The organism is Bacillus sp. HMF5848 (genome assembly GCF_003944835.1).
GTDB lineage: Bacteria > Bacillota > Bacilli > Bacillales > HMF5848 > HMF5848.
This window is the reverse complement of record NZ_RWIV01000001.1, coordinates 4,102,362-4,123,920: the sequence shown is the minus strand read 5'-3', so window position 1 is coordinate 4,123,920 and position 21,559 is coordinate 4,102,362. Positions and strand designations below refer to the sequence as shown.

Sequence of the window (21,559 nt, the reverse complement as noted above, 5' to 3'; positions counted from 1 at the left end):
ATGCGCGAAAAACTAGCTTTACTACCTGTCGATGCGCGTCCTGTGACACGTGAATTGCCGCGAGACATCGCGGCAATCGCTGGCTGGGACGTACTATTACCTAATACGAACATACTTGGCTTTTTAAAAACACCAGCTGATCACGATGATATCGTGACATGGCTACACGAAGTAGCAGACGAAGTCGATGGCTTTGTGCTTTCAGTCGATATGCTAGCGTATGGCGGTTTAGTCGCATCACGCATTGCATCACAGTCACTAACTGACATCACAGCCCGCATCGAGCTACTGCGCGACTTAAAGCGCACGTATCCGAACAAACCAATCATCGCCTTTAGCTCAACGATGCGTATTTCTAATAACTATGTTAACGAAGAAGAAAAAGATTACTGGGCTGACTACGGCGAAGACATTTGGGCGTACTCGTATCATACGCATAAATATGAAAAAACAGGGTGTCCTGAGTCGTTTGAAAAAGTGAACGCGATGAAAGAGATTATTCCTGAGCCTATCTTAGAAGACTATCTCACAACACGCGAGCGTAACTTCAAGTTAAATGAATCGCTGTTTGATTTAGTGGAAACAGGTGTTATTGATACGCTCGTATTTCCGCAAGATGACACAGCCGAATACGGCTTAAATATTCGCGAGCAAGAACAACTCGTGCAAATGACAGCGGAGCGCAAGCTGTGGTCGAACGTCTTCATTTACCCAGGAGCGGATGAAGTCGCAAGCGTCATGACAGCGCGGATGATTTACGAGCTTATTGGTGCGACTAAGCCAACCTTTTTCCCGGTTTATAGTGGAGAGAAAGGTGCACTGCTAACCGCGATGTACGAGGACCGGCCTATAGTCGAGTCGGTCAAAGGACAAATATTTGCGTTTGGCTCGCACACAGTGGATACAAGTACAGATGCTGATATGCTACTAGCGGTGAACGTGCCTGGTAAACGCCAAGGAGACCTTGCGCTACAAAAATATATAAATGAAGTGGATACACCAGATCGCAACGTTGGCGAGTGGCTCGCGCGCATCAAGCATTACATGACAAAAGGGAAACAAGTCGCAGTTGCTGATGTTGCCTATAGCAACGGAGCCGATCCTGCGATGCTGCCACGTCTATTACAAGAAACTGATATTGAAAAATTAGCGGGATTTGCCGCTTGGAACACAGCTGGTAACACGATTGGGACGGTCGTTGCGCAAGCGGCGATGGTTCATTTAGTCGAAAACCTACAAACGGATTATTCCTACACGCACCTAGTCGAAGCCGGAGTCGCGCAGCACGTAAAAGGTGATAACAAGCATGCCAAGTATCGCAATATCCTCCTGCGCTTGCTAGATGACTATGTGTATCAAACGATAGTGCGCCAACATGTACGAGCTATCACATCTGACACAGACCCGCAGCTTCTCGAAAAGGTACGCGAAGCATTCTTGAAAGAAGCAGCTACATTACGCGACGCGACGAACTGGATCGAAGACATCTATTTACCGTGGGCTCGCACATTTGAAATCGGCATCACGTTACGAAAGGAGGGCCAAGCTTGAGAACACTATACGCTGATATTATCGTCATTGGCGGGAGCTTAGGTGGAGTGATGGCCGCACTAGCCGCTGCGAAAATGGGCAAGACAGTTATTTTAACAGAAGAAACATCATGGATTGGTGGCCAGCTCACGAGTCAAGCCGTCCCGCCAGATGAACACAAGTGGATCGAAGAATTTGGCTGCACCGCCACATACCGTGAATTCCGCAACAACGTACGCGATTATTATAGAGAGAATTATCCACTTCTTAAGGATAGTGAACGATTAAACCCTGGCAACGCATGGGTGAGTCGTATCTCACACGAACCGCGTGTCGCATTGCAAATGTTAGAAAACATGCTCGCGCCGTATGTAAGTAGTGGACGCGTCAACATATTACTAAATCATCTCCCTGTACGTGCGACTGTCGAAGACGATACGGTGACATCTGTGACAGTATCTTCAAAAGAAGAAATCGAACTACGTGGGCAATTCTTTCTCGATGCAACTGAGTGCGGAGACGTATTGCCACTTGCTGGCGTGGAATATGTCACAGGGGCCGAATCGAAAGTTGAAACAGGCGAGCTCCACGCGCCAGATGAACCGAACCAACAAGACATGCAGCCGATTACCCATGTGTTTGCTTGTGAGTATAGAGAGGGAGAAGACCATACGATTTCGAAACCAGAGCAATATGACTTTTGGAAACAGTACCAAGCACCGTTCCTCCAGCATAAACAGCTAAGCTGGTTTGCGCCAGATGCTGATACGGGTGGGTCAAAGGAATTTGCGATGTTTCATAAAGGTGACCTCTGGGGATTATGGGATTATCGTAGAATTATAGACAAAGATATGTATACACCGGGGCATTATAAAGGAGATATCTCGTTAATCAACTGGCCGCAAAACGATTACTGGCTTGGTTCGATTATTGACGTCTCGCCACAAGAACGAGCGAAGCATATCGAGTCTGCGAAACAATTGAGTTTATCACTGCTATATTGGTTGCAAACAGAAGCGGGGTATCCAGGGTTACGCTTACGTGGTGACCTTGTTGGAACGGACGATGGCCTTGCGATGTACCCGTACATTCGTGAATCACGCCGCATTAGAGCAATGTTCACCGTAGTCGAGGAGCACATTAGCGCCGAGACGCGCGGCAAAGCTGGCATTGCACGTTTTGATGACTCAGTTGGTATCGGGGCATATCGTATCGACCTTCACCCGACGATTGAAACGAATTCGTTCTTTTATACAACAAGCTATCCGTTTGAAATTCCACTGGGAAGTCTCATACCGATACGCGTGAAAAATTTACTACCAGCGTGCAAAAATATCGGCACGACCCATATCACAAATGGCTGTTATCGCGTGCATCCTGTCGAGTGGAATATCGGCGAATCAGTCGGCTACTTAGCTGCCTTTGCCGCAGAAAAAGGAGTGTTGCCGCGTGACATCCGTCGCAACAAAGATCTACTCAAAGAGTTTCAACATCTTCTAAAAAATCAAGGCATTCCTCTTCACTGGGACCAGCTACCCAACAACGGGGTAGGGAGTGCGATATAACTAAAACAAACGGTGCCAGGTGTCCGCGCGGACACCTGGCACCAATGAGTTATCAGGTTGGTAGCACACTGATAGAACATGCTAGCAAACTCACTAAAAACCGAGTAACACCACGGTTAGCAGATTGTCACACTCTGCTAGTAAACTACTAGCATATGCTAGCTTATTGATGTCTGGTGTGCCAAGTGGTGATAGGTGCCCAAAGGGTACCTGTCATCACAGGCACGTGTAAACATTCCTCTACTCACTCAACTTCCGTGCTTTACCCTTCAATCGAAGAATACCAGTGATCGTAAATCCGATTAAAACAACATAAATGCCGCGCATAATATTGATACTTTCATAATCGACTCGTAGAAGCACAGTGATGAAGAGTGTCACGAGCATAGCAAGAACAAGATATAATACCGTTGCTAAGCTATTATACTTATGCGCCTTAGATGCGGTGTCTGAATAAATATCCGGTGTCTTCGCGCCTTCAGCAGGTGTGCGGAAATAGTGCCATCCTAGATACTGCGCACAATGCTCCCAGCCTGAATCTTCAAAAATACCAACATACTCTTCCATGTCGCTGTTGCGTGTAGTTTTGTAGTCGAGCTTGTAAATGTATTTAGTCGGTTTGATTTTTTCGAATGTATAAAAGCCCGTGTTGTAATGTCGTAAAGCCCACCCTTTTTCACCCATAGCTTGTAACCATTGTTCTTCCTTGTCATCTTGCCATGCCCAAAATAACTTGAATACTTTTTTAAACATGTGAATCTCCTCCTAGTGTTTCGACAATGTCTCTACTGATCACCACGAGCTGCTCTAGTCGTTTAAATTCTAATCGTACAACCTCAGAACCAAAATCCGTTAACTTGTAACACTTTTTGCGGTCAGTATCCTCAACCTTCAAAATCAATCCTTGTTTCTCCAATTTACTTAGCGCGCCATACAGTGTGCCGGGACCAAGTTTTACCTGGCTGCTACTCATCTCATCAACCTTCTGCATAATGCCATAGCCGTGCAGCGGTTCGGTCAGCGAAAGCAATATAAAATATGTCGTGTGCGTAAGTGGTAGTAATTGAGCGGCTAATTTCTTTGCCATCCCAAATCCCTCCTTTATATCGTATGTTGTTATATCGTTATGTGTTGTATCGTAGTTCGATATATATCGTATACCGATATATTACAACGAACCTACAAAGAAAGCAACCCTGTATATGGAAAAAGTTTAAAAAGGTAAAAATTCATACCCCTAGTCCTAGATAAAACTACACCACATTCCTATTTTCCTAGAAATTTCGATGCGTATAATATAATATATAAGGTATCGTACGAAAGGGCAAAATCACTGAAAAGTGGTGGCGCAAAACTATAGGGGCTAATGGAGAAAAAGGGGACATCCTCCTCCTACGCCAGCCAGTTACCGAAACAGCCTCCGTACGAAGTATCACCATCAAGGAGGAAGAAACACATGCAAGAAAGTTGGTTCACGCCGGAGCGTAAGCAAAAGTTATTTTATGCAGCAGTAGCATTAGGCGCAGCGGCAGTGGGAACAGTTGTATCGTTACTATCCAATTTGTCAGTGTAAGTATGAAAGCGACGAGGAACTATCAGCCTCGTCGCTTTTTTCGCACTCACTCTAAGGGGTCAGGTCCCCGCACGGGGACCTGACCCCCATAACCTACTTGCCACCAACAAGTAAGCCCTTACAAACCATGCCGTCCATTAAACGGAACGAAATATACAAATATTTCACACTAAAAATATACGCCAAAAGTATTAAACTCTGTAAATTTCTGTGCTATAATTTGACCTAGTTTGACAGAAAACGACTCTGCAGGAGGAAAACAATGGAAGAGACTATTAGCCTACGAGAATTATTCCAGGTGCTTCGTAAGCGTCTATGGTTAATTACAATTATTACTGTGATTGCAACAGTTACAAGCGGTATTATGAGTTACTTCGTTATAACACCTATCTATCAATCTTCGACACAATTACTAGTGAATCAAGCAAAAAGTGATCAACCCGTATACAATGTAAACGACATTCGTACAAATCTAGAGTTAATTAATACTTATAACGTGATTATGAAGAGTCCAGCTATTTTAGATATTGTAAAAGAAGAGCTGGATTTAAATATGTCGACAACCGAGTTAAACAGCAAGCTTACAGTCGGTAGTGAAAAGAACTCACAGGTTGTGAATGTGACAGTAGAAGATCCAGACCCGCAAATGGCAGCAGATATAGCGAATACTGTTGCATCTGTGTTTCAACGTGAAATTACAACGATTATGAACGTGGATAACGTGAGTATTTTAGCAAAAGCAGAAATAAATGATGCGCCAGTGAAACCACAACCAACATTGAATATGGCTATTGCTTTAGTAGTAGGTCTTATGGCGGCTGTAGGGTTAGCATTTTTACTAGAGTATTTAGATAATACGGTGAAATCAGAACAAGATATTGAAAAATTATTAGAGCTACCTGTGTTGGGTGCGATTACGGTCATTACACCAGATAAAGAAGTTAGCACAAGTAGGTCAGCTAGAAACGAAATGAATACAAGAGGTGAGACGGTTGGCTCGTAAGCAGAAAAAGACAGATGTAACGCGTTTAAATCGTAGCTTAATTACACACACAAACCCAAAATCACCGATATCAGAGCAATATCGTACAATTCGTACAAACATACAATTCTCATCTGTGGATCAGACTATTCGTTCTCTGATGGTCACATCAAGTGGACAGGCAGAAGGGAAATCAACTACAGTCGCAAATTTAGCAGTGGCTTTCGCGCAACAAGGCAAAAAGGTGTTACTTGTTGATGCGGATATGCGTAAGCCGACAGTTCACTATACATTTCAGCTTCATAACACGACAGGGTTAACAAACGTGTTAACACGTTTAGCGGTTCTGAAGGATGCGACGCAAACGACAGACGTTGAAAATTTAGAAGTGTTATCAAGTGGACCAATTCCACCTAACCCGGCAGAACTACTAGGTTCAAAAGCAATGGAGGACTTCTTAGTAGAGGCGTATGCGCACTATGATTTAGTATTATTCGACACGCCTCCTGTATTAGCTGTCACAGATGCGCAAATTTTAGCGAACCAATGTAGCGGTACAATACTAGTTATAAGTAGTGGCAAAACAGAAACAGAAGCAGCTGTGAAAGCAAAAGAGCTACTAGTAGCAGCGAAGGGGAAACTTCTAGGCGTTGTCTTAAATCAGAAAAAGGTAGATTCTGGATCGTATTATTACTACTATGGCGGAAAATAGTGAAGTTTGTCACACCGCCATATTAAAAATTCAGCTAGATAGACACGTTTCGACAAAATACACACCTTTTTGATTCTAGATTCCTATGCTACAATAAAATCCGTGGCCTTTAGCCCTATGTTGCTAAAGGCTACTAGTTCAATTGTACCAATAAGAATTATACTAAAAAAACAATAGGAGGGGTCCAATTGATAGAATTACATTGTCACATCTTGCCCGGTCTAGACGATGGAGCAAGGAATTTAGCAGAAAGTGTCGAAATGGCAAAAGTAGCTGTTGAAGAAGGTATAACAACAATTGTTGCAACCCCTCACCATAAAAATGGTCAATATACAAATGAAAAGCAAACCATTGATGAGGCGGTTGTAAGTTTCCAAAAAGCATTAACTGAACTACAAATCCCACTACAAATCCTACCAGGTCAAGAAGTAAGACTATATGGCGAGTTACTTGAAGATAAAGCGCAAGGCTTCCTAAATACATTAGCTGACAGCAAATATATTTTAGTCGAATTTCCATCTAATCACATTCCAAGGTATGCTGAAAAAATGCTTTACGATTTGCAACTTGCGGGGGTCATCCCTATTATTGCTCATCCAGAACGTAATGCCGAAATAATGGAAAACCCTACGAAGCTTTACGATCTTGTAAAAAAAGGGGCATATACGCAAATAACAGCATCAAGCGTAACAGGTCATTTTGGAAAGAAAATCAAGAAATTTTCATTAGAATTAGTAGAGCACAACCTCACACAATTTATTGCGTCGGATGCTCACAATGTTTCAAGTAGAGGGTTTCATTTGCGTGAAGCATATAACGTATTAGAAAAACAATTTGGTCAAGGTGTACACTTTATGTATCGAGAAAATGCAGAATTATTAGTGAATGGAAAAGCAGTGTATAAAGAGCTGCCTGAGAAAATTAAAAAGAAGAAGTTCTTACTTTTTTAAATGAAGGAAATGTTGTATGCTGGCGTGTGCTGTCATAGAGCATTTTTTTATTGATATATAGTTACAGTGCGCACCAATATATGTGAACTTGCTTTGAAGTTTTGTTTATTTAAGACAGTGAAGCAATCGTGTGCACCTTAAAAAAGGTGATGTCTCCTAACCTTTATCAACGGAGGCACTCGGTCATACCGTGGGTGGTCAGAGCGTCACCTTAGACGCAAGTCGTCATAGGTATGATGTGAGGGTGGGTTGGATGCCCATTTAATTATTGTTTTGCTACGTTTCTTCTATTATAAATAGCCGGAACGTAGCAAAATAATACATAAATTCAGAGAGGAGATACACATATTGAAAAGAGTGCGTAAAGCAATTATTCCAGCTGCAGGACTAGGAACGAGATTCTTGCCTGCGACAAAAGCGATGCCAAAGGAAATGTTACCTATAGTTGATAAGCCAACTATTCAATATATTGTTGAAGAAGCAGTAGAATCAGGAATTGAAGATATCATTATTGTAACGGGAAAAGGGAAGCGTGCCATCGAAGACCACTTCGATAACAACTTTGAACTTGAGCAAAACTTGCTAACAAAGGGGAAGCACGAATTACTAGAAAAAGTTCACAGGTCATCAAATGTAGATATTCATTACATTCGTCAAAAAGATCCGAAGGGGTTGGGTCATGCTGTATGGTGTGCGCGCAACTTTATTGGCAATGAGCCATTTGCTGTTTTACTTGGTGATGACATTGTACAAGCTGAAACACCAGGCTTACGCCAATTGATTAATCAATACGAAGAAACACATTCATCTGTAATCGGCGTACAGACAGTTCCGAATGATGAAACACATCGTTATGGCATTATCGATCCAGGTGCAGCAACAGGTCGCCGCTACCAAGTGAATGCATTTGTTGAAAAACCAGAGCAAGGTACCGCGCCTTCTAATTTAGCAATCATGGGACGTTATGTTCTAACACCAGAGATTTTTATGTTTCTTGAAGAACAACGAACAGGTGCCGGTGGCGAGATTCAACTAACAGATGCGATTCAAAAATTAAATGAGATACAAAGAGTATTCGCTTATGACTTTGAAGGTAAACGTTATGACGTCGGAGAAAAACATGGCTTTATCAAAACACAAATTGAATTTGCATTACAGCACCCAGAACTACGCAATGATATCATCACTTTTATGCAACAATTACTCGAAACTGAAAAAGTGAAATAAGGTGGGTGTACAATATGTCTGATTATGCAAAATCGGAGGCTCATAGAGTCTCCTCCATAGGTCAAAATTGGATTGACCTGAATGATACAAGAATATACCTAACAGTAAAGAGATTAATAGACATGTTGGGTGCTTTAGTAGGGTTGATTCTGTTGAGTCCATTATTTCTGTTCGTTGCTTTAGCAATTAAGGTAGAAGACCCGAAAGGTCCTATCTTTTTCGCGCAGACTCGAGTAGGCAAAAACGGAGAAGAATTTAAAATGTACAAGTTCCGTTCCATGGTAAGTGATGCGGAAGAAAAATTGAAAGAGTTACTTAAGTACAATGAAACTACGGGGCCACTTTTTAAAATAAAAAATGACCCGCGTATTACGAAGATTGGTAGATTTATAAGAAAAACAAGTATTGATGAGTTACCTCAGCTATGGAACGTCTTGATAGGGGACATGAGTCTAGTAGGGCCTAGACCGCCACTACCAAGAGAGGTAGCGCAATACTCAAAGTATGACAAACAAAGGCTCTTAGTTACTCCTGGTTGCACTGGTCTTTGGCAAGTGAGTGGTAGAAGTAATATTGGTTTTGACGAAATGGTTGAGCTAGACCTTAAATATATAAAAGAGAGAAATATCATACTAGATATCAAGATCATACTTAAAACGGTTCTTGTTTTATTTGGATCGAAAGATGCTTATTAAATATAGAAAATATTGAATAAAATAATTCGATTTATCATCAAGGTTTTTTAGAGTTTAACCTAATGATAATGCTAGAAGAGAGTGTGCTCTTAAATGAAAAATATTTTTATTATAGGAAGCAAAGGAATACCTTCAAACTATGGGGGATTTGAAACATTTGTAGATAAATTAACATTATATAAAAAATCAGAAAACATAAAGTATCATGTCTCCTGTTTGTCCAATAATAACGAAGAATTTGAATATAATGGTGCAAGGTGTTTTAATGTAAAAACTCCTGAAGTAGGGCCGGCAAAGGCAGTGTTATATGATATTATTTCATTACAACGTGTGTATGATTATATAGTAAATCATAAAATACAAGATGCAATTGTATATATTTTAGCTTGCAGAGTTGGGCCATTTATAAAAACATACAAGAACAAGTTTGATAATCTGAGTATACCTTTATATGTAAATCCGGATGGACATGAATGGAAGAGAGCTAAGTGGAATTGGGCAATTCGTAAGTACTGGAAGTATTCTGAAAGATTAATGGTTAAAAACTCAGATTTGTTAATCTGTGACTCAGTTGCAATACAAAAATATATTATAGAAGAATATAGGAAATATAAACCCAAAACAACATATATTGCATATGGTGCTACAATTAATAAACCAGAGCACATAAATGTTAACAAATATAGAAGTTGGCTAAAAAAGTGGAGTTTAAAAGAAAAAGAATATTACTTAATAGTAGGTCGTTTTGTAGAAGAAAATAATTATGAAACAATTATTCGTGAATTTATGAGATCAAAAACTAGTAAATCACTTGTTATAGTGACTAATGTTGAAAAAAATAAGTTTTACAAAAAATTAAAGGACAAAACTAGGTTTGATACTGATAAACGAATAAAGTTTGTTGGAACAATTTACGAGCAAGAGCTGATATATCAAGTTAGAAAAGGCGGATATGGATATTTGCATGGCCATGAAGTAGGAGGCACGAATCCATCGTTATTAGAGGCTATGGCAACTACACCATTGAATTTACTGTTAGACGTAGAATTCAACAGAGAAGTTGCGCATAATGCTGCTTTATATTTTGGGAAAGAAATCAATTCTCTCATGAAAGTAATCCAAATAGCTGATAATATAACAGATACTGAAATCGTTGATATAGAAAGAAAGGCAAAGATAAGAATTTTAGAGGGTTATTCTTGGGATAGTATTGTGTTTAAATATGAAAAACTATTTTTAGGGGAATGATAATGAAAATTCTGCATTACAGTCTAGGACTTCCTCCGAGCAGAAGTGGTGGTTTAGTAAGATACGCGATTGACCTTATGGAGGATCAAGCAAGAGTTAAAGGTACTACTATATTCCATTTGTATCCAGGAAGTATTGATCCCTTAAATAAGAGGACACGAATAACAAAAACTAAAAAGGTCGTTTCCAACGCAACACATTTTCAAATTATAAACTCGTTACCGCTCCCGCTGTTTAGGGGCATAAAGCATCCAGAAGATTTTATGTTATCCGGTCCATATGAAGAATATTTTAATTTCTTAAAAGATGTTAATCCAGATATTATTCATGTTCATACGTTAATGGGAGTTCATAAGGAATTTTTTGAATCTGCAAAAAATCTTGGAATAAAAACAGTATATACAACACATGATTACTTTGGTATATGTCCTACAATAAACTTATATAAAGATAGTCTAAAGAAAAATTGCGGTAACTTTGAACAAGGAGCAGGTTGTGTAAAGTGTAATACAAATGCTATGAGTACAAGCTCCTTATTTTTAACACAAACTCCATTATATCCTCTATTACGAAATCTTAAAAAATGGATAAAGAAAAATGCAGTAAATCATGATATACCGATTAATTTAGATAAAAAGGATATTAATAGAGAAGAAGCAGATAAATATTTTCAGTTAAGAGAATTTTATTTTGATATATTCAATAAAATAGATGTTTTTCACTTCAATAGTAGTATATCTGAAGGAGTATTTAGGAGGTATTTACCTAATATAAATGGTAAGGTATTAAACATTACGCACAATGGGATAAAAGATGTTAATTATAGTCTTCATAATGTAAGCTCAAAAATTCGATTAGGGTATTTAGGACCAATGAAGGAATATAAGGGGTTTAATCTTGTTCTTGATGCAGTTAAGTTATTACCATTTGATAAATATGATCTTCATCTTTATGGAGATGAGGGAGATTTTGAATTACCTAAAAATGTATTTTTACATGGGAAGTATTCGCATAAAGAACTTGATAGTGTTTTTTCAAATATTGATGTTTTAATAGTTCCAAGCATATGGTATGAGACTTTTGGTTTTATTGTTTTAGAGGCATTAAATCACGGTATTCCAACAATAGTATCTGATACAGTAGGAAGTAAAGACTTAGTTAAGGAAGATTATGGATGGGTATATAATTCAAATCGTCTTAGTGACTTAGTTGAGTTAGTTAATTCTATTGATCAGAACGCAGTGAACCTTAAAAAATGCAATATAAAAAATAATTTTAAAGCTATTACAATAAAAAATCATTCTGAGAATATAATACTTTCTTTGTATAAAGAGAACGATTTGAATTGAGGTGTATTATGATTGATGTAATTATTCCTGTATACAGTGGTTATGAGGAAACAAAAGAATGTATAGAATCATTATTATCGACATCTAATAAAATTGATTACCAACTTATCTTCATTAATGATAATTCACCTGATAAACAAATTAGTAATCTGTTAAATAATTTAGATAATAAGCGTGTGACAGTTCTTTATAATGAAAATAACTTAGGTTTTGTAAAGACAGTGAATAAAGGTATGAAGATGTCGGAGAATGACGTTATTATTTTAAACTCAGATACAATTGTTACAAATTTTTGGGTCGATAAATTATATAGAGCAGCATATTCAAATAGTCATGTCGGGACGGTAACGTCCCTTACTAATAATGGGACAATCGCTTCCGTTCCTGATTTTAATAGAGATAATGAACTACCAGAGGGATATACAATAGAAGAGTTTTCACAGTTAGTAGAAAGGATATCTAAAAGGATATATCCAACCATTCCTACTGGCGTTGGGCACGCTATGTATATTAAAAGGGAAGTTATTAATGCTGTTGGTTTTTTTGATGACAAAACATTTGGTAAGGGATATGGTGAAGAAGAGGACTTTTCTTGTAGGATAATAAAAAAGGGATATAAGAATATATTAGCGGATGATACATTTATATTCCACTATGGCAGTACATCATTTAAAAGTGAAAAGGCAAAGCTAATTCGTAGTAATAAGATAAAGCTTATCAAGAAACATTGGTGGCATCCATTTAATGTGAAAAAATTCATTTATTTTGATAAAAATGTAAAAAGCATCTGCAGTAAAATACAAAATGAACTATTAGAGGTTAACTATGAAAAAATTACAAAAAATTGATTGGATAATAATATTAGTTATATTATTATCCGTCTTTTTTTTACGATATAAAAGAGTAATGTATATAGAGTGGTATTATCTTGACTTTGCTTTAATTGCTATGCTTTTCTTTAGAAGCCTTGGTAAGGGTATTAAAATAAATAGTGAGATATTTGCTTCGTTTTTTATTTTATTGATAGTTATTTCAATCAACATAATGGAATTTGGATTTGGCATAGTAGCTGTAAATAATTTATTAATGCAATTAATGCCTCTAACCATAATTGGTTATTTGATAAACTTAAAAAGAAATTATGATATTGAAACGCTTAATAAATTAACAAGTAAACTCACAATATTTTTAAATCTGTATTTTTTTGTGAATTCACTCCTAATACTTATTCAGATTATCACTGAAGAATTTATGATGGAGGATTTCTTGAGATATAACCCTCATCCCATTGACCATATGACAGGCTTTTTCGGAATGAATGGTGTAGGCGTACTAAACTTTTTTTGGATTGCAACTATCTTATTGAATTTTCATTTTTATTTTATAAAAAAAACATTTAGAAGGTTAATCTTGATTATATTAGAAATAATAATCATGTTTTCATTATCTTTATATAACGATAATAAAATGGCTTTTTTAACGTTCTTCTTTTTTATGGGTATTTTTCTGTATTTTAAATTTGTTCATTCTGGTCTATCCATTAGAAAGCTTAATCAAATAACACAAATAATCCTGACAAGCTTAACTGTATTCATTGTTATTTATTTATTAAATGAAAATATTCAAAATGAGATTGAAAAGACTCTAATCTTAATAAATGATTTCTTTTTTGAGTCAACTACTTCTGTAGATGCGCACAACGAAAGAGCCTATCTTAACTATCTTGCAATTTATTATTATAATGCATTAGGCTTAGGAGTTGGGTTAAATAGAGTTGATATTTTAAATCAATCAATTCATGTACATTTAGGAATTAATAGTTCCTCGCTAGTGATGATACTAGGAGGAGTTGTGTATTTTGTTGCTTTAGTAAATATATATACGGTCTTTGTTTTGAATTTAATAGTTGACTACAGAAAAAGAATAAATTTAATCAGTTACTGCATTATCTTCATATCGATCCTGTTTGTTGCATATGCAACACAGCCTTTTCGAGACCATTATATTATCGTTTTCCTTTCATTAATATATTTTAGTTATTTTTTAAGTACAAATGGTCTATCAAAATCTGAAGTTGCTTAGCATTAGAAGAAGTGCATCAGAAATTTTATTGGTTAGAGGTACTATTATGAAAAGAGTATTATTTGTTGCACATGAAAACACTAAGGGTGGTGCAACCCATTCATTAATAAACATTCTTGATTCACTACCTGAGAATATTCAACCCTATGTCTTAATACCTAAAACTATTAGTTTTAGGATGCTTTTTTCAAAGGAGTATAGAGCGCTTGTGAAGGCAGGGACTCTGAAACAGGCACTAATAGAAAGAAACATCCCTTTCTATGAAGCATATTATTATTTAGACAATATAAAAGTTAAACAAAGTTTAATAAGTATGTTCTTTTATTGGATAATTAGGACAAGAGAACTAAAAAAGATTAAAAGGAAAATTAAGGAGGATGAAATCGAAATAGTTCATAGTAACTCTAGTGTTATAAGATTTGGTGCAGAATTAGCAGAGCAACTTAAATTGCGTCATATATGGCACGTTAGAGAAGATGTTACAGCTATGTTTGGTATTAGTGGTAAAGATTTAGAAATGTATATCCGTAATATAATTGAAAATGCTGATAAAGTTATTTTTGTGGCAGAAAGTTTAAAAAAGACATTTCAGCTTAATCTTAATCATAAGTTGGGGGATAAAAATCAAGATTCTCAAAAAAAATTTATACGAGTGTATAATGGTATTCCTGTATCACCTCATGAAAAAACAGTTGAAAAAATAGATGATAACAAAATTTTTAATATTTACTGTTTTGGTACTATATATGAAATAAAAGGTCAAGAGGATTTAATAATACTTGCTAAAAAATTAGTAACCGATGGATATAGAGATTTTAAAATAAAGCTTGTAGGTTCAAGAAAAAAAACATATTACAAATATATATTAAATTTAATAGAACAATATAATCTTGAAGATTATATAAAATTTATAAATTATACAAATGACTTAGATTTTTATCGCAACGATGCAAGTGTTGAGATTATTACTTCTAGAAACGAAGCGTTTGGAAGAGTAGCAATTGAGGCTATGAGTTTTGGTAATCCACTTATTGTAACAAATGTAGGGGGACTTAGTGAAATAGTAGAACAAGGAAAATCAGGGTTGAAATATGAGCCAGGAGATGTTGATAAGCTGTTTGAATATGTAAAATTGATAATGAACGATGAAATTGTAGTAGAAGAATTGGTGAATAATGCTAAAAAAAGGGCCGAAGAGTTTGATATTAAGGAATGTGTATCTCAAATAAGTAATCTATACTACTAAAGGAGTTCTAATAATGAAAGTTGATATTTTATTGCCAATATATAATTCTCCTACTGAAACCCGAGCATGTATTGAAAGCATTATTACTAGTACACCTAAGGATAATTATAATCTATATTTACTAGACGACTGTAGTCCTAACCCTGAAATAAAGGATATATTGGATTTTTATGCCGGCCGATTTAATAACATTATTGCTGTGAAAAATAAAGAAAATAAAGGGTTTCCGGGTAATGTTAATTCTGGTCTAAGAATAACTGAAAACGATGTTATTATTTTAAACAGCGATACGATTGTAACCGATGGGTGGTTAATGGGATTATATAATGCATCTGTTAGTCAACCTAAGGTTGCTGCAGTTGGACCATTAAGTAACTACGGTATTATATCTTCAGTCCCCACAATATATCAACAAATTAATGATTCTATTGATATAAATCGGATAAATAAAATTATTAGAAATAGTTCTAAGATGTATATAGAGGCGCCTGTTCTTATTGGATTTTGTATGTATTTAACTAGAAAAGCTCTGAATGAAATAGGGCTCCTAGATGAAGCAACATTTAAAAAAGGTTATGGGGAGGAAATTGACTGGTGTCTTCGAGCGCGTGAGATGGGCTATAAAATACTAATCTCTACTGATACTTATGTATATCACAAAGGCGGTACATCATTTGGTCAAGAGAAAATAGAGCTACAAAAAAGACACGAGGAAATAATAAATAAACGTTATAAAAATTATTCAAGAGAAGTTGAAGATTTTGAGCTTAACCACCCTTTATTAGAATTAAGAAGGAAGATGAGTAAAGAGATTGGGGTTTCGATCTTATTCAGGACTCGATATAATTTAAGGCGAAAAAAACTACTATTAAAAAGAATTATGTCTTTTTCTAAGATATCAGTAAATAGTAAGAAAATGTAATGGAGATGGGTTTTATGAATCTAAAATCTGCATTAAAAATAACTCGTTTTAGTTTTTGGAAATATATATTTAAGCGTGCAGTTAAGATGTATATAGAAAACGGCGAAGCCATACCTAAATTAGGTGAAAATAGAGGAGCTTTTATTGAAACTTCAGCTTCTCTAAGAACACCAGAAAATATTTTTCTTGGAAAGGATGTTCTTATTGGACCCGATAATAGTTTATGGCCTGGTTTGGGTAAGATAATTATTAAAGATAATGTCTTATTAGGACCAAATGTACAAATCTTTGCATCAAATCATGGTATTAGTAAAGATATCTTAATAAATAAACAGCCTCTTTCTCCACAAGATATAATAATAGAAGAAGATTGTTGGATAGGAGCGGGAAGTATAGTATTGGCGGGTGTAACAATAAGAAGAGGCACTGTAGTGGCTGCTGGGTCAGTAGTTACGAAAAGTACATCCCCGTATTCTATTATTGCTGGTATACCCGCAAAAGAAATCTCAAGTCGAAATTCATTAAGGTAGATTCGCTTTAAGTTGTTGGAGGAAAAGCAGAAAAAGGTATGGACTTTTTATATGAGTAAACTTGTATCAAATTATTTATTTACTGTAGTATACCAAATGTTACTGATGTTAACACCATTTATCACCTTACCATACGTCTCCAGGATATTGAAGGCGGAAGGTATTGGAATCGATGCCTATGTTACTTCTATTGTTCAAATATTTATTGTTTTTATTGTTTTAAGCATACCATTGTATGGTAGTAAACAAATTGCTACTAAACAATCTAAACTTGATTGTTCCAAGGAATTTTGGTCAATATTTTCATTCCAAATTATTATTTCTATAATAAATTTATTTATATATTTTATATTCATAATTTCAGTTACTGAATACAGAGATTTATTCTTCATTAATATTATTACAATCTTAGCCTCAAGTATAGATATATCCTGGTACTTTATTGGAAAAGAACAAATGAAAAAAGTGGCTATTAGAAACATAATTGTAAAAGTATCAGGTATTATCTTTATCTTTTTATTCGTTAAAGATTACAATGATTTACCGATTTATCAGTTGATTAACGGTGGAACATTATTTATTGGTCAATTAATTATGTGGAAACCTCTACTTAAGGATATAAAAATAGTAAAGTACACATTAAAGGACCTAAAAACTCATGTCAAACCTATTCTTATACTATTCATACCACAGGTAATGATACAGGTATACGTATTAGTTAATAAAATTGTATTAGGGCATTTCATAAGTGAAGTAGAAGTGGGGTTTTATAATCAAGCAAACAAAGTAATTAGAATATCCTTAGGTGTAATTTCTGCAATGGGCACTGTTTTACTTCCAAGAATGGCTAGTGAATATGCTAAAGGAGATAATATTAAAATTAAAAAGTATATTGATTATACTCTCCAGTTTGTCCTATTAATAACTTTACCCATGACGCTTGGTATGATGGCCATAGCTCCAAATTTCGTTGTTTGGTTTCTTGGTAATGAATTCTTAGAAGTATCTAATCTAATAATTATTATGAGCCCTGTTATCTTTTTTGTTGGACTAGCTAATGTATTTGGTATACAAATTTTAATATCCACTAATCAGCAGAATAAATATTCTATTGCAATAACTATTGGAGCGTTTTTGAGCTTAATAACTAATACAATATTAGTATTTAAATTCGGAAGTAAAGGAACGAGTTTCGCGTTACTAGTAGCTGAAGGTGTAGGTGCATTAATGCAAATGTATTTTGCTAGAAAATACTTTAGCTTAAAACACTTTTTTGGATTAATCTCTAGGTATTTATTTATCAGTATTGTCATGTCTTTATCGGTAATATTAATTGGGTATATAAAGATTTTTTCGCCAGCTTTTATTACTCTTATTCAAGTGCTAACAGGTGTTTTAGTATACCTAATAGGTTTACTACTCATAAGAGATACAATAATAAGTAAATTTTCAAAAATCCTATTTAAAAAGAACTATGTACACTAAGAAAACAAAAATGTTACGAAGGTAGGTTGATATACATGAAAGGAATTATATTAGCTGGCGGAAGCGGAACACGCCTGTATCCATTAACCATGGTAACAAGTAAACAATTATTGCCAATATATGATAAACCAATGATATATTACCCACTATCAACTCTAATGTTAGCGGGTATTAGAGAAATACTTATAATATCAACTCCAGAAGATACACCACGATTTGAGAGTTTACTAGGTGATGGGTCTCAGTTTGGATTATCTCTACAATATAGAGTACAGCCGAGTCCTGACGGGTTAGCTCAAGCCTTCATTATAGGAGATGAATTTATAGGTAATGATTCTGTCGCTATGATATTAGGCGATAACATATATTACGGAAGTGGTTTACGTAAAATGTTACAACGTGCTGCAAATAAAGAGTGTGGAGCAACTGTATTTGGTTATCATGTTCATGATCCTCAACGCTTTGGAGTAGTTGAATTCAACGAGAATGGAAAAGTTATAAGTGTTGAAGAGAAACCTAAAGACCCTAAGTCAAATTATGCTATTACTGGGTTATATTTTTATGATAATAGAGTTGTTGAAATTGCAAAGAGTGTTGAGCCTTCAAACCGTGGGGAATTAGAAATCACATCAATTAATGAAGCATATTTAAGACTTGGGGAGTTAGAAGTTGAACTTCTTGGTAGAGGATATACTTGGTTAGACACAGGAACGCATCAGAGTTTAGTGGAAGCCACAAACTTTGTGAAGACTTTGGAAGAACATCAAGGGGTGAAAATTGCTGCTCCTGAAGAAATAGCTTATGTCAATGGATGGATTTCTAACAAGGAACTCTGGGTGTGTGGGGAGAAGTTAAGTAAGACTGGCTATGGACAATACTTAATGAAGGTAGCGAACGGAGAAATTAAATATTAACAAAAATGATAAAGTGGGGATAATGTTGAAAATTATTGAAACTAGCTTAGAAGATGTACTGATCATAGAACCAGCAGTATTTGGAGATCATCGTGGCTGGTTTATGGAAACATTTAACGATTTAAAGTTGAGAGAAGTAGGCATAAGTCTTTCCTTTATTCAAGACAACCACTCATTCTCTACCACTAAAGGTACATTGCGTGGTCTGCACTATCAGTTAAATCCTAAGGCTCAAACAAAACTTGTACGTTGTACTCGTGGGGCTATTTATGATGTTGCAGTTGATATACGAAAAGGCAGTCCAACTTATGGTCAATGGTTTGGTATTGAGCTAAATGCCGAAAATAAACACCAATTATTAATTCCTAAAGGTTTTGCACATGGATTTATGACTCTTACAGATGATGTAGAAGTACAATATAAAGTTGACGAGGTTTATGCTCCTGAATGTGATAGAGGGATTATATGGAATGACCCTTCTATTGGTATTAATTGGCCACTGGATGTAAACCCCCTTTTATCGACTAAAGATGAAAATGCTCCTAACTTTTCTGATGCAGAAAATAATTTTGTATATGGGGAAAATTTATAAAATGAAAATTTTAGTTACAGGATATTCTGGGCAATTAGGTTTTGATGTAGTTAATGAAGGTTTAAAGCGTGGTTTAAACATGATAGGAACTGATCGTAAGGATTTAGATATTACTAATGAATCGAGTGTAAATGATTTTGTTAAGAAAATTATGCCTGACGCAATTATTCATTGTGGTGCATATACAGCAGTAGATAAAGCTGAGGAAGATAGGGAAGCTTGTTGGAATGTTAATGTAAACGGCACTAAATACTTAGCTGCTGTTTCAAAAAAAATTAATGCTAAATTTATGTATATAAGTACAGACTATATTTTTAATGGACAAGGTAATGAACCGTTTGACGTTAATAATCAGTCACAACCTGTTAACTATTATGGACATACTAAACTTGAAGGAGAAAAAGTTGTTAAGTCTATACTAAATAACTGGTATATCATCAGAATCTCATGGGTATTTGGAGTTAATGGGAATAATTTTGTTAAAACAATGCTGCGGTTATCTGAAAATAGAAACGAGCTAAACGTGGTATCTGATCAATATGGATCTCCCACATATACAAAGGATTTATCAAGATTACTTATAGATATGATATTAACTGACAAGTATGGAATCTTCCATGCTACTAATGAGGGCTTTTGTAACTGGGCAGAGTTTGCTCAAGAAATTTTTAAACTAGCTGGAAAATCAGTAAAAGTGAATCCAATTAGTACAGAACAATATCCTACGATGGCAGCCCGCCCGAGAAATTCGCGAATGTCAAAACAGAATCTAATAGAAAATGATTTTGAACCTTTAAGGCAATGGAAAGAAGCTTTAGCACATTATATCAACGAAATCAAACAAGAGGTGAAGTAATGATTAAGCAAAAGATTCTTGTAACAGGTGGAGCGGGTTTTATTGGTGGAAACTTTGTTCAATATGCGGTAAATAAATACCCTAATTACGATATATACAACCTAGATCTGTTAACTTACGCAGGTGATTTAACTAAACATCGTGTTATAGAACAGCAAGAAAACTATAATTTTATTAAAGCGGATATCTCTAATAGAGAAGAAATTATGGCTATATTTAAAAAAGAAAAAATCGATTATATAGTTCATTTCGCCGCAGAAAGTCATGTGGATAGATCTATAACAGACCCGGAGATATTTGTACGGACCAATGTTATAGGGACACAAGTGTTATTAGATGCTGCAAGGGAAATAGGCGTGAAAAAATTTGTTCATGTTTCAACCGATGAAGTATACGGAGAGTTAGATTTTGATCCATCTTCTTTTTTTACAGAAGAAACACCATTACAGCCAAATAGTCCATATAGTGCGAGTAAAGCATCTTCTGATTTATTAGTTAGGGCTTATCATGAAACATATGGTTTACCAATGAATATTACTCGTTGTTCTAACAATTATGGGCCATATCACTTCCCGGAGAAATTAATACCATTGACGATTTCACGTGTTCTTAATGACCAAAAAGTACCTGTATACGGTGATGGGAATAATATACGTGATTGGTTGCATGTATATGACCACTGTGCGGCAATTGACCTTGTGTTGCATGAAGGAGAAAATGGCCATGTATATAATGTTGGTGGTCATAACGAAAAAACTAATTTAGAAGTAGTGCAAACAATCATTAAAACCCTTGGGAAATCAGAGGATTTAATAGAATTTGTTAAAGACCGCTTAGGACATGACAAGAGATATGCTATTGACCCAACAAAGTTAGAGAGGTTAGGATGGGCACCAACTTATACATTCGATACTGGAATTGCTCAGACTATTCAATGGTACCTTGATAATAAAGAATGGTGGGAACAAATCATTAGCGGAGAATATAAAAATTATTTTGAAAAACAGTACACCTTGAAAGGTAATTAAAAATTATCGTGTTCATTATTTTTGCGACAGAAATTTATTATATATCTGTCGTGTTTTTAATTTAACAGGCAGA

Annotated in this window: 21 protein-coding genes and 1 riboswitch; of the genes, 19 read left to right on the top strand and 2 right to left on the bottom strand. The window is 35.6% G+C overall.

The genetic code is table 11. The features are described 5' to 3' along the window. Complete coding sequence (locus EJF36_RS19435; protein WP_125907882.1) at positions 1-1,551, top strand: DUF4127 family protein; 1,551 nt, start codon at positions 1-3, stop codon at positions 1,549-1,551. Then, on the top strand, positions 1,548-3,095 hold the full coding sequence (locus EJF36_RS19430) for an FAD-dependent oxidoreductase (protein ID WP_125907881.1): 1,548 nt from the start codon (positions 1,548-1,550) through the stop codon (positions 3,093-3,095). Before EJF36_RS19435 ends, EJF36_RS19430 begins: the two co-directional genes overlap by 4 nt. 240 nt (positions 3,096-3,335) lie before the next feature. On the opposite strand, the gene EJF36_RS19425 is transcribed toward EJF36_RS19430, so the two are convergent. Together EJF36_RS19425 and EJF36_RS19420 are read right to left on the bottom strand one after the other, a co-directional pair. After that, positions 3,336-3,848, bottom strand: coding sequence for a DUF2812 domain-containing protein (locus EJF36_RS19425; RefSeq protein ID WP_125907880.1), 513 nt, complete (start codon positions 3,846-3,848; stop codon positions 3,336-3,338). Further along, a complete protein-coding gene (locus EJF36_RS19420) occupies positions 3,841-4,182 on the bottom strand; it encodes a PadR family transcriptional regulator (protein WP_125907879.1) in 342 nt (113 codons plus the stop codon). Before EJF36_RS19420 ends, EJF36_RS19425 begins: the two co-directional genes overlap by 8 nt. Before the next feature lie 226 nt (positions 4,183-4,408). After that, a riboswitch (cyclic di-GMP riboswitch) is annotated at positions 4,409-4,508 on the top strand. A 422-nt stretch (positions 4,509-4,930) separates the two neighbouring features. On the opposite strand from EJF36_RS19420, the gene EJF36_RS19415 reads away from it, so the two are divergent. The 17 genes from EJF36_RS19415 (at position 4,931) to rfbB (ending at position 21,486) form a co-directional block, all read left to right on the top strand. Continuing rightward, on the top strand, positions 4,931-5,671 hold the full coding sequence (locus EJF36_RS19415) for a YveK family protein (protein WP_125907878.1): 741 nt from the start codon (positions 4,931-4,933) through the stop codon (positions 5,669-5,671). Further along, positions 5,661-6,362, top strand: coding sequence for a CpsD/CapB family tyrosine-protein kinase (locus EJF36_RS19410; RefSeq protein ID WP_125907877.1), 702 nt, complete (start codon positions 5,661-5,663; stop codon positions 6,360-6,362). The genes EJF36_RS19415 and EJF36_RS19410 overlap by 11 nt, the downstream gene beginning before the upstream one ends. A 188-nt stretch (positions 6,363-6,550) precedes the next feature. After that, the gene (locus EJF36_RS19405; protein WP_125907876.1) at positions 6,551-7,312 is read left to right on the top strand and encodes a tyrosine-protein phosphatase; all 762 of its coding nucleotides are present in this window, start codon (positions 6,551-6,553) and stop codon (positions 7,310-7,312) included. A 348-nt stretch (positions 7,313-7,660) separates the two neighbouring features. Next, entirely contained in the window at positions 7,661-8,539 is an 879-nt protein-coding gene (gene galU / locus EJF36_RS19400; protein ID WP_125907875.1) for a UTP--glucose-1-phosphate uridylyltransferase GalU, read from the top strand. A gap of 14 nt (positions 8,540-8,553) precedes the next feature. After that, positions 8,554-9,234 carry a sugar transferase gene (locus tag EJF36_RS19395; protein WP_125907874.1) on the top strand — a complete coding sequence of 227 codons (681 nt, stop codon included), beginning with the start codon at positions 8,554-8,556 and terminating at the stop codon, positions 9,232-9,234. Between the two features lie 93 nt (positions 9,235-9,327). Further along, positions 9,328-10,482, top strand: a complete 1,155-nt coding sequence (gene cps2T, locus EJF36_RS19390) for a beta 1-4 rhamnosyltransferase Cps2T (RefSeq protein WP_125907873.1) — start codon at positions 9,328-9,330, stop codon at positions 10,480-10,482. Positions 10,483-10,484: 2 nt separating this feature from the next. Next, the gene (locus EJF36_RS19385) at positions 10,485-11,831 is read left to right on the top strand and encodes a glycosyltransferase (RefSeq protein WP_185806980.1); all 1,347 of its coding nucleotides are present in this window, start codon (positions 10,485-10,487) and stop codon (positions 11,829-11,831) included. Further along, on the top strand, positions 11,828-12,679 hold the full coding sequence (locus EJF36_RS19380) for a glycosyltransferase family 2 protein (RefSeq protein ID WP_260471951.1): 852 nt from the start codon (positions 11,828-11,830) through the stop codon (positions 12,677-12,679). Before EJF36_RS19385 ends, EJF36_RS19380 begins: the two co-directional genes overlap by 4 nt. Then, positions 12,657-13,913, top strand: a complete 1,257-nt coding sequence (locus tag EJF36_RS19375; RefSeq protein WP_125907871.1) for a hypothetical protein — start codon at positions 12,657-12,659, stop codon at positions 13,911-13,913. Before EJF36_RS19380 ends, EJF36_RS19375 begins: the two co-directional genes overlap by 23 nt. A 46-nt stretch (positions 13,914-13,959) precedes the next feature. Further along, positions 13,960-15,159, top strand: a complete 1,200-nt coding sequence (locus EJF36_RS19370) for a glycosyltransferase family 4 protein (protein WP_185806979.1) — start codon at positions 13,960-13,962, stop codon at positions 15,157-15,159. Between the two features lie 13 nt (positions 15,160-15,172). Beyond that, entirely contained in the window at positions 15,173-16,081 is a 909-nt protein-coding gene (locus tag EJF36_RS19365; RefSeq protein ID WP_125907869.1) for a glycosyltransferase family 2 protein, read from the top strand. A 14-nt stretch (positions 16,082-16,095) separates the two neighbouring features. Beyond that, the gene (locus EJF36_RS19360; RefSeq protein ID WP_185806978.1) at positions 16,096-16,611 is read left to right on the top strand and encodes an acyltransferase; all 516 of its coding nucleotides are present in this window, start codon (positions 16,096-16,098) and stop codon (positions 16,609-16,611) included. Positions 16,612-16,662: 51 nt separating this feature from the next. Beyond that, positions 16,663-18,096, top strand: coding sequence for an oligosaccharide flippase family protein (locus EJF36_RS19355; protein WP_125907867.1), 1,434 nt, complete (start codon positions 16,663-16,665; stop codon positions 18,094-18,096). 35 nt (positions 18,097-18,131) lie between these two features. Next, complete coding sequence (gene rfbA / locus EJF36_RS19350; protein WP_125907866.1) at positions 18,132-19,010, top strand: glucose-1-phosphate thymidylyltransferase RfbA; 879 nt, start codon at positions 18,132-18,134, stop codon at positions 19,008-19,010. A gap of 25 nt (positions 19,011-19,035) precedes the next feature. Further along, positions 19,036-19,602 carry a dTDP-4-dehydrorhamnose 3,5-epimerase gene (gene rfbC / locus EJF36_RS19345; protein WP_125908462.1) on the top strand — a complete coding sequence of 189 codons (567 nt, stop codon included), beginning with the start codon at positions 19,036-19,038 and terminating at the stop codon, positions 19,600-19,602. A 1-nt stretch (position 19,603) separates the two neighbouring features. Further along, positions 19,604-20,458 carry a dTDP-4-dehydrorhamnose reductase gene (rfbD, locus tag EJF36_RS19340; RefSeq protein WP_125907865.1) on the top strand — a complete coding sequence of 285 codons (855 nt, stop codon included), beginning with the start codon at positions 19,604-19,606 and terminating at the stop codon, positions 20,456-20,458. Further along, positions 20,458-21,486 (top strand): dTDP-glucose 4,6-dehydratase, encoded by a 1,029-nt coding sequence (gene rfbB, locus EJF36_RS19335; RefSeq protein ID WP_125907864.1) that lies wholly within the window; start codon positions 20,458-20,460, stop codon positions 21,484-21,486. Before rfbD ends, rfbB begins: the two co-directional genes overlap by 1 nt. The last annotated feature ends 73 nt before the right edge of the window (positions 21,487-21,559 follow it).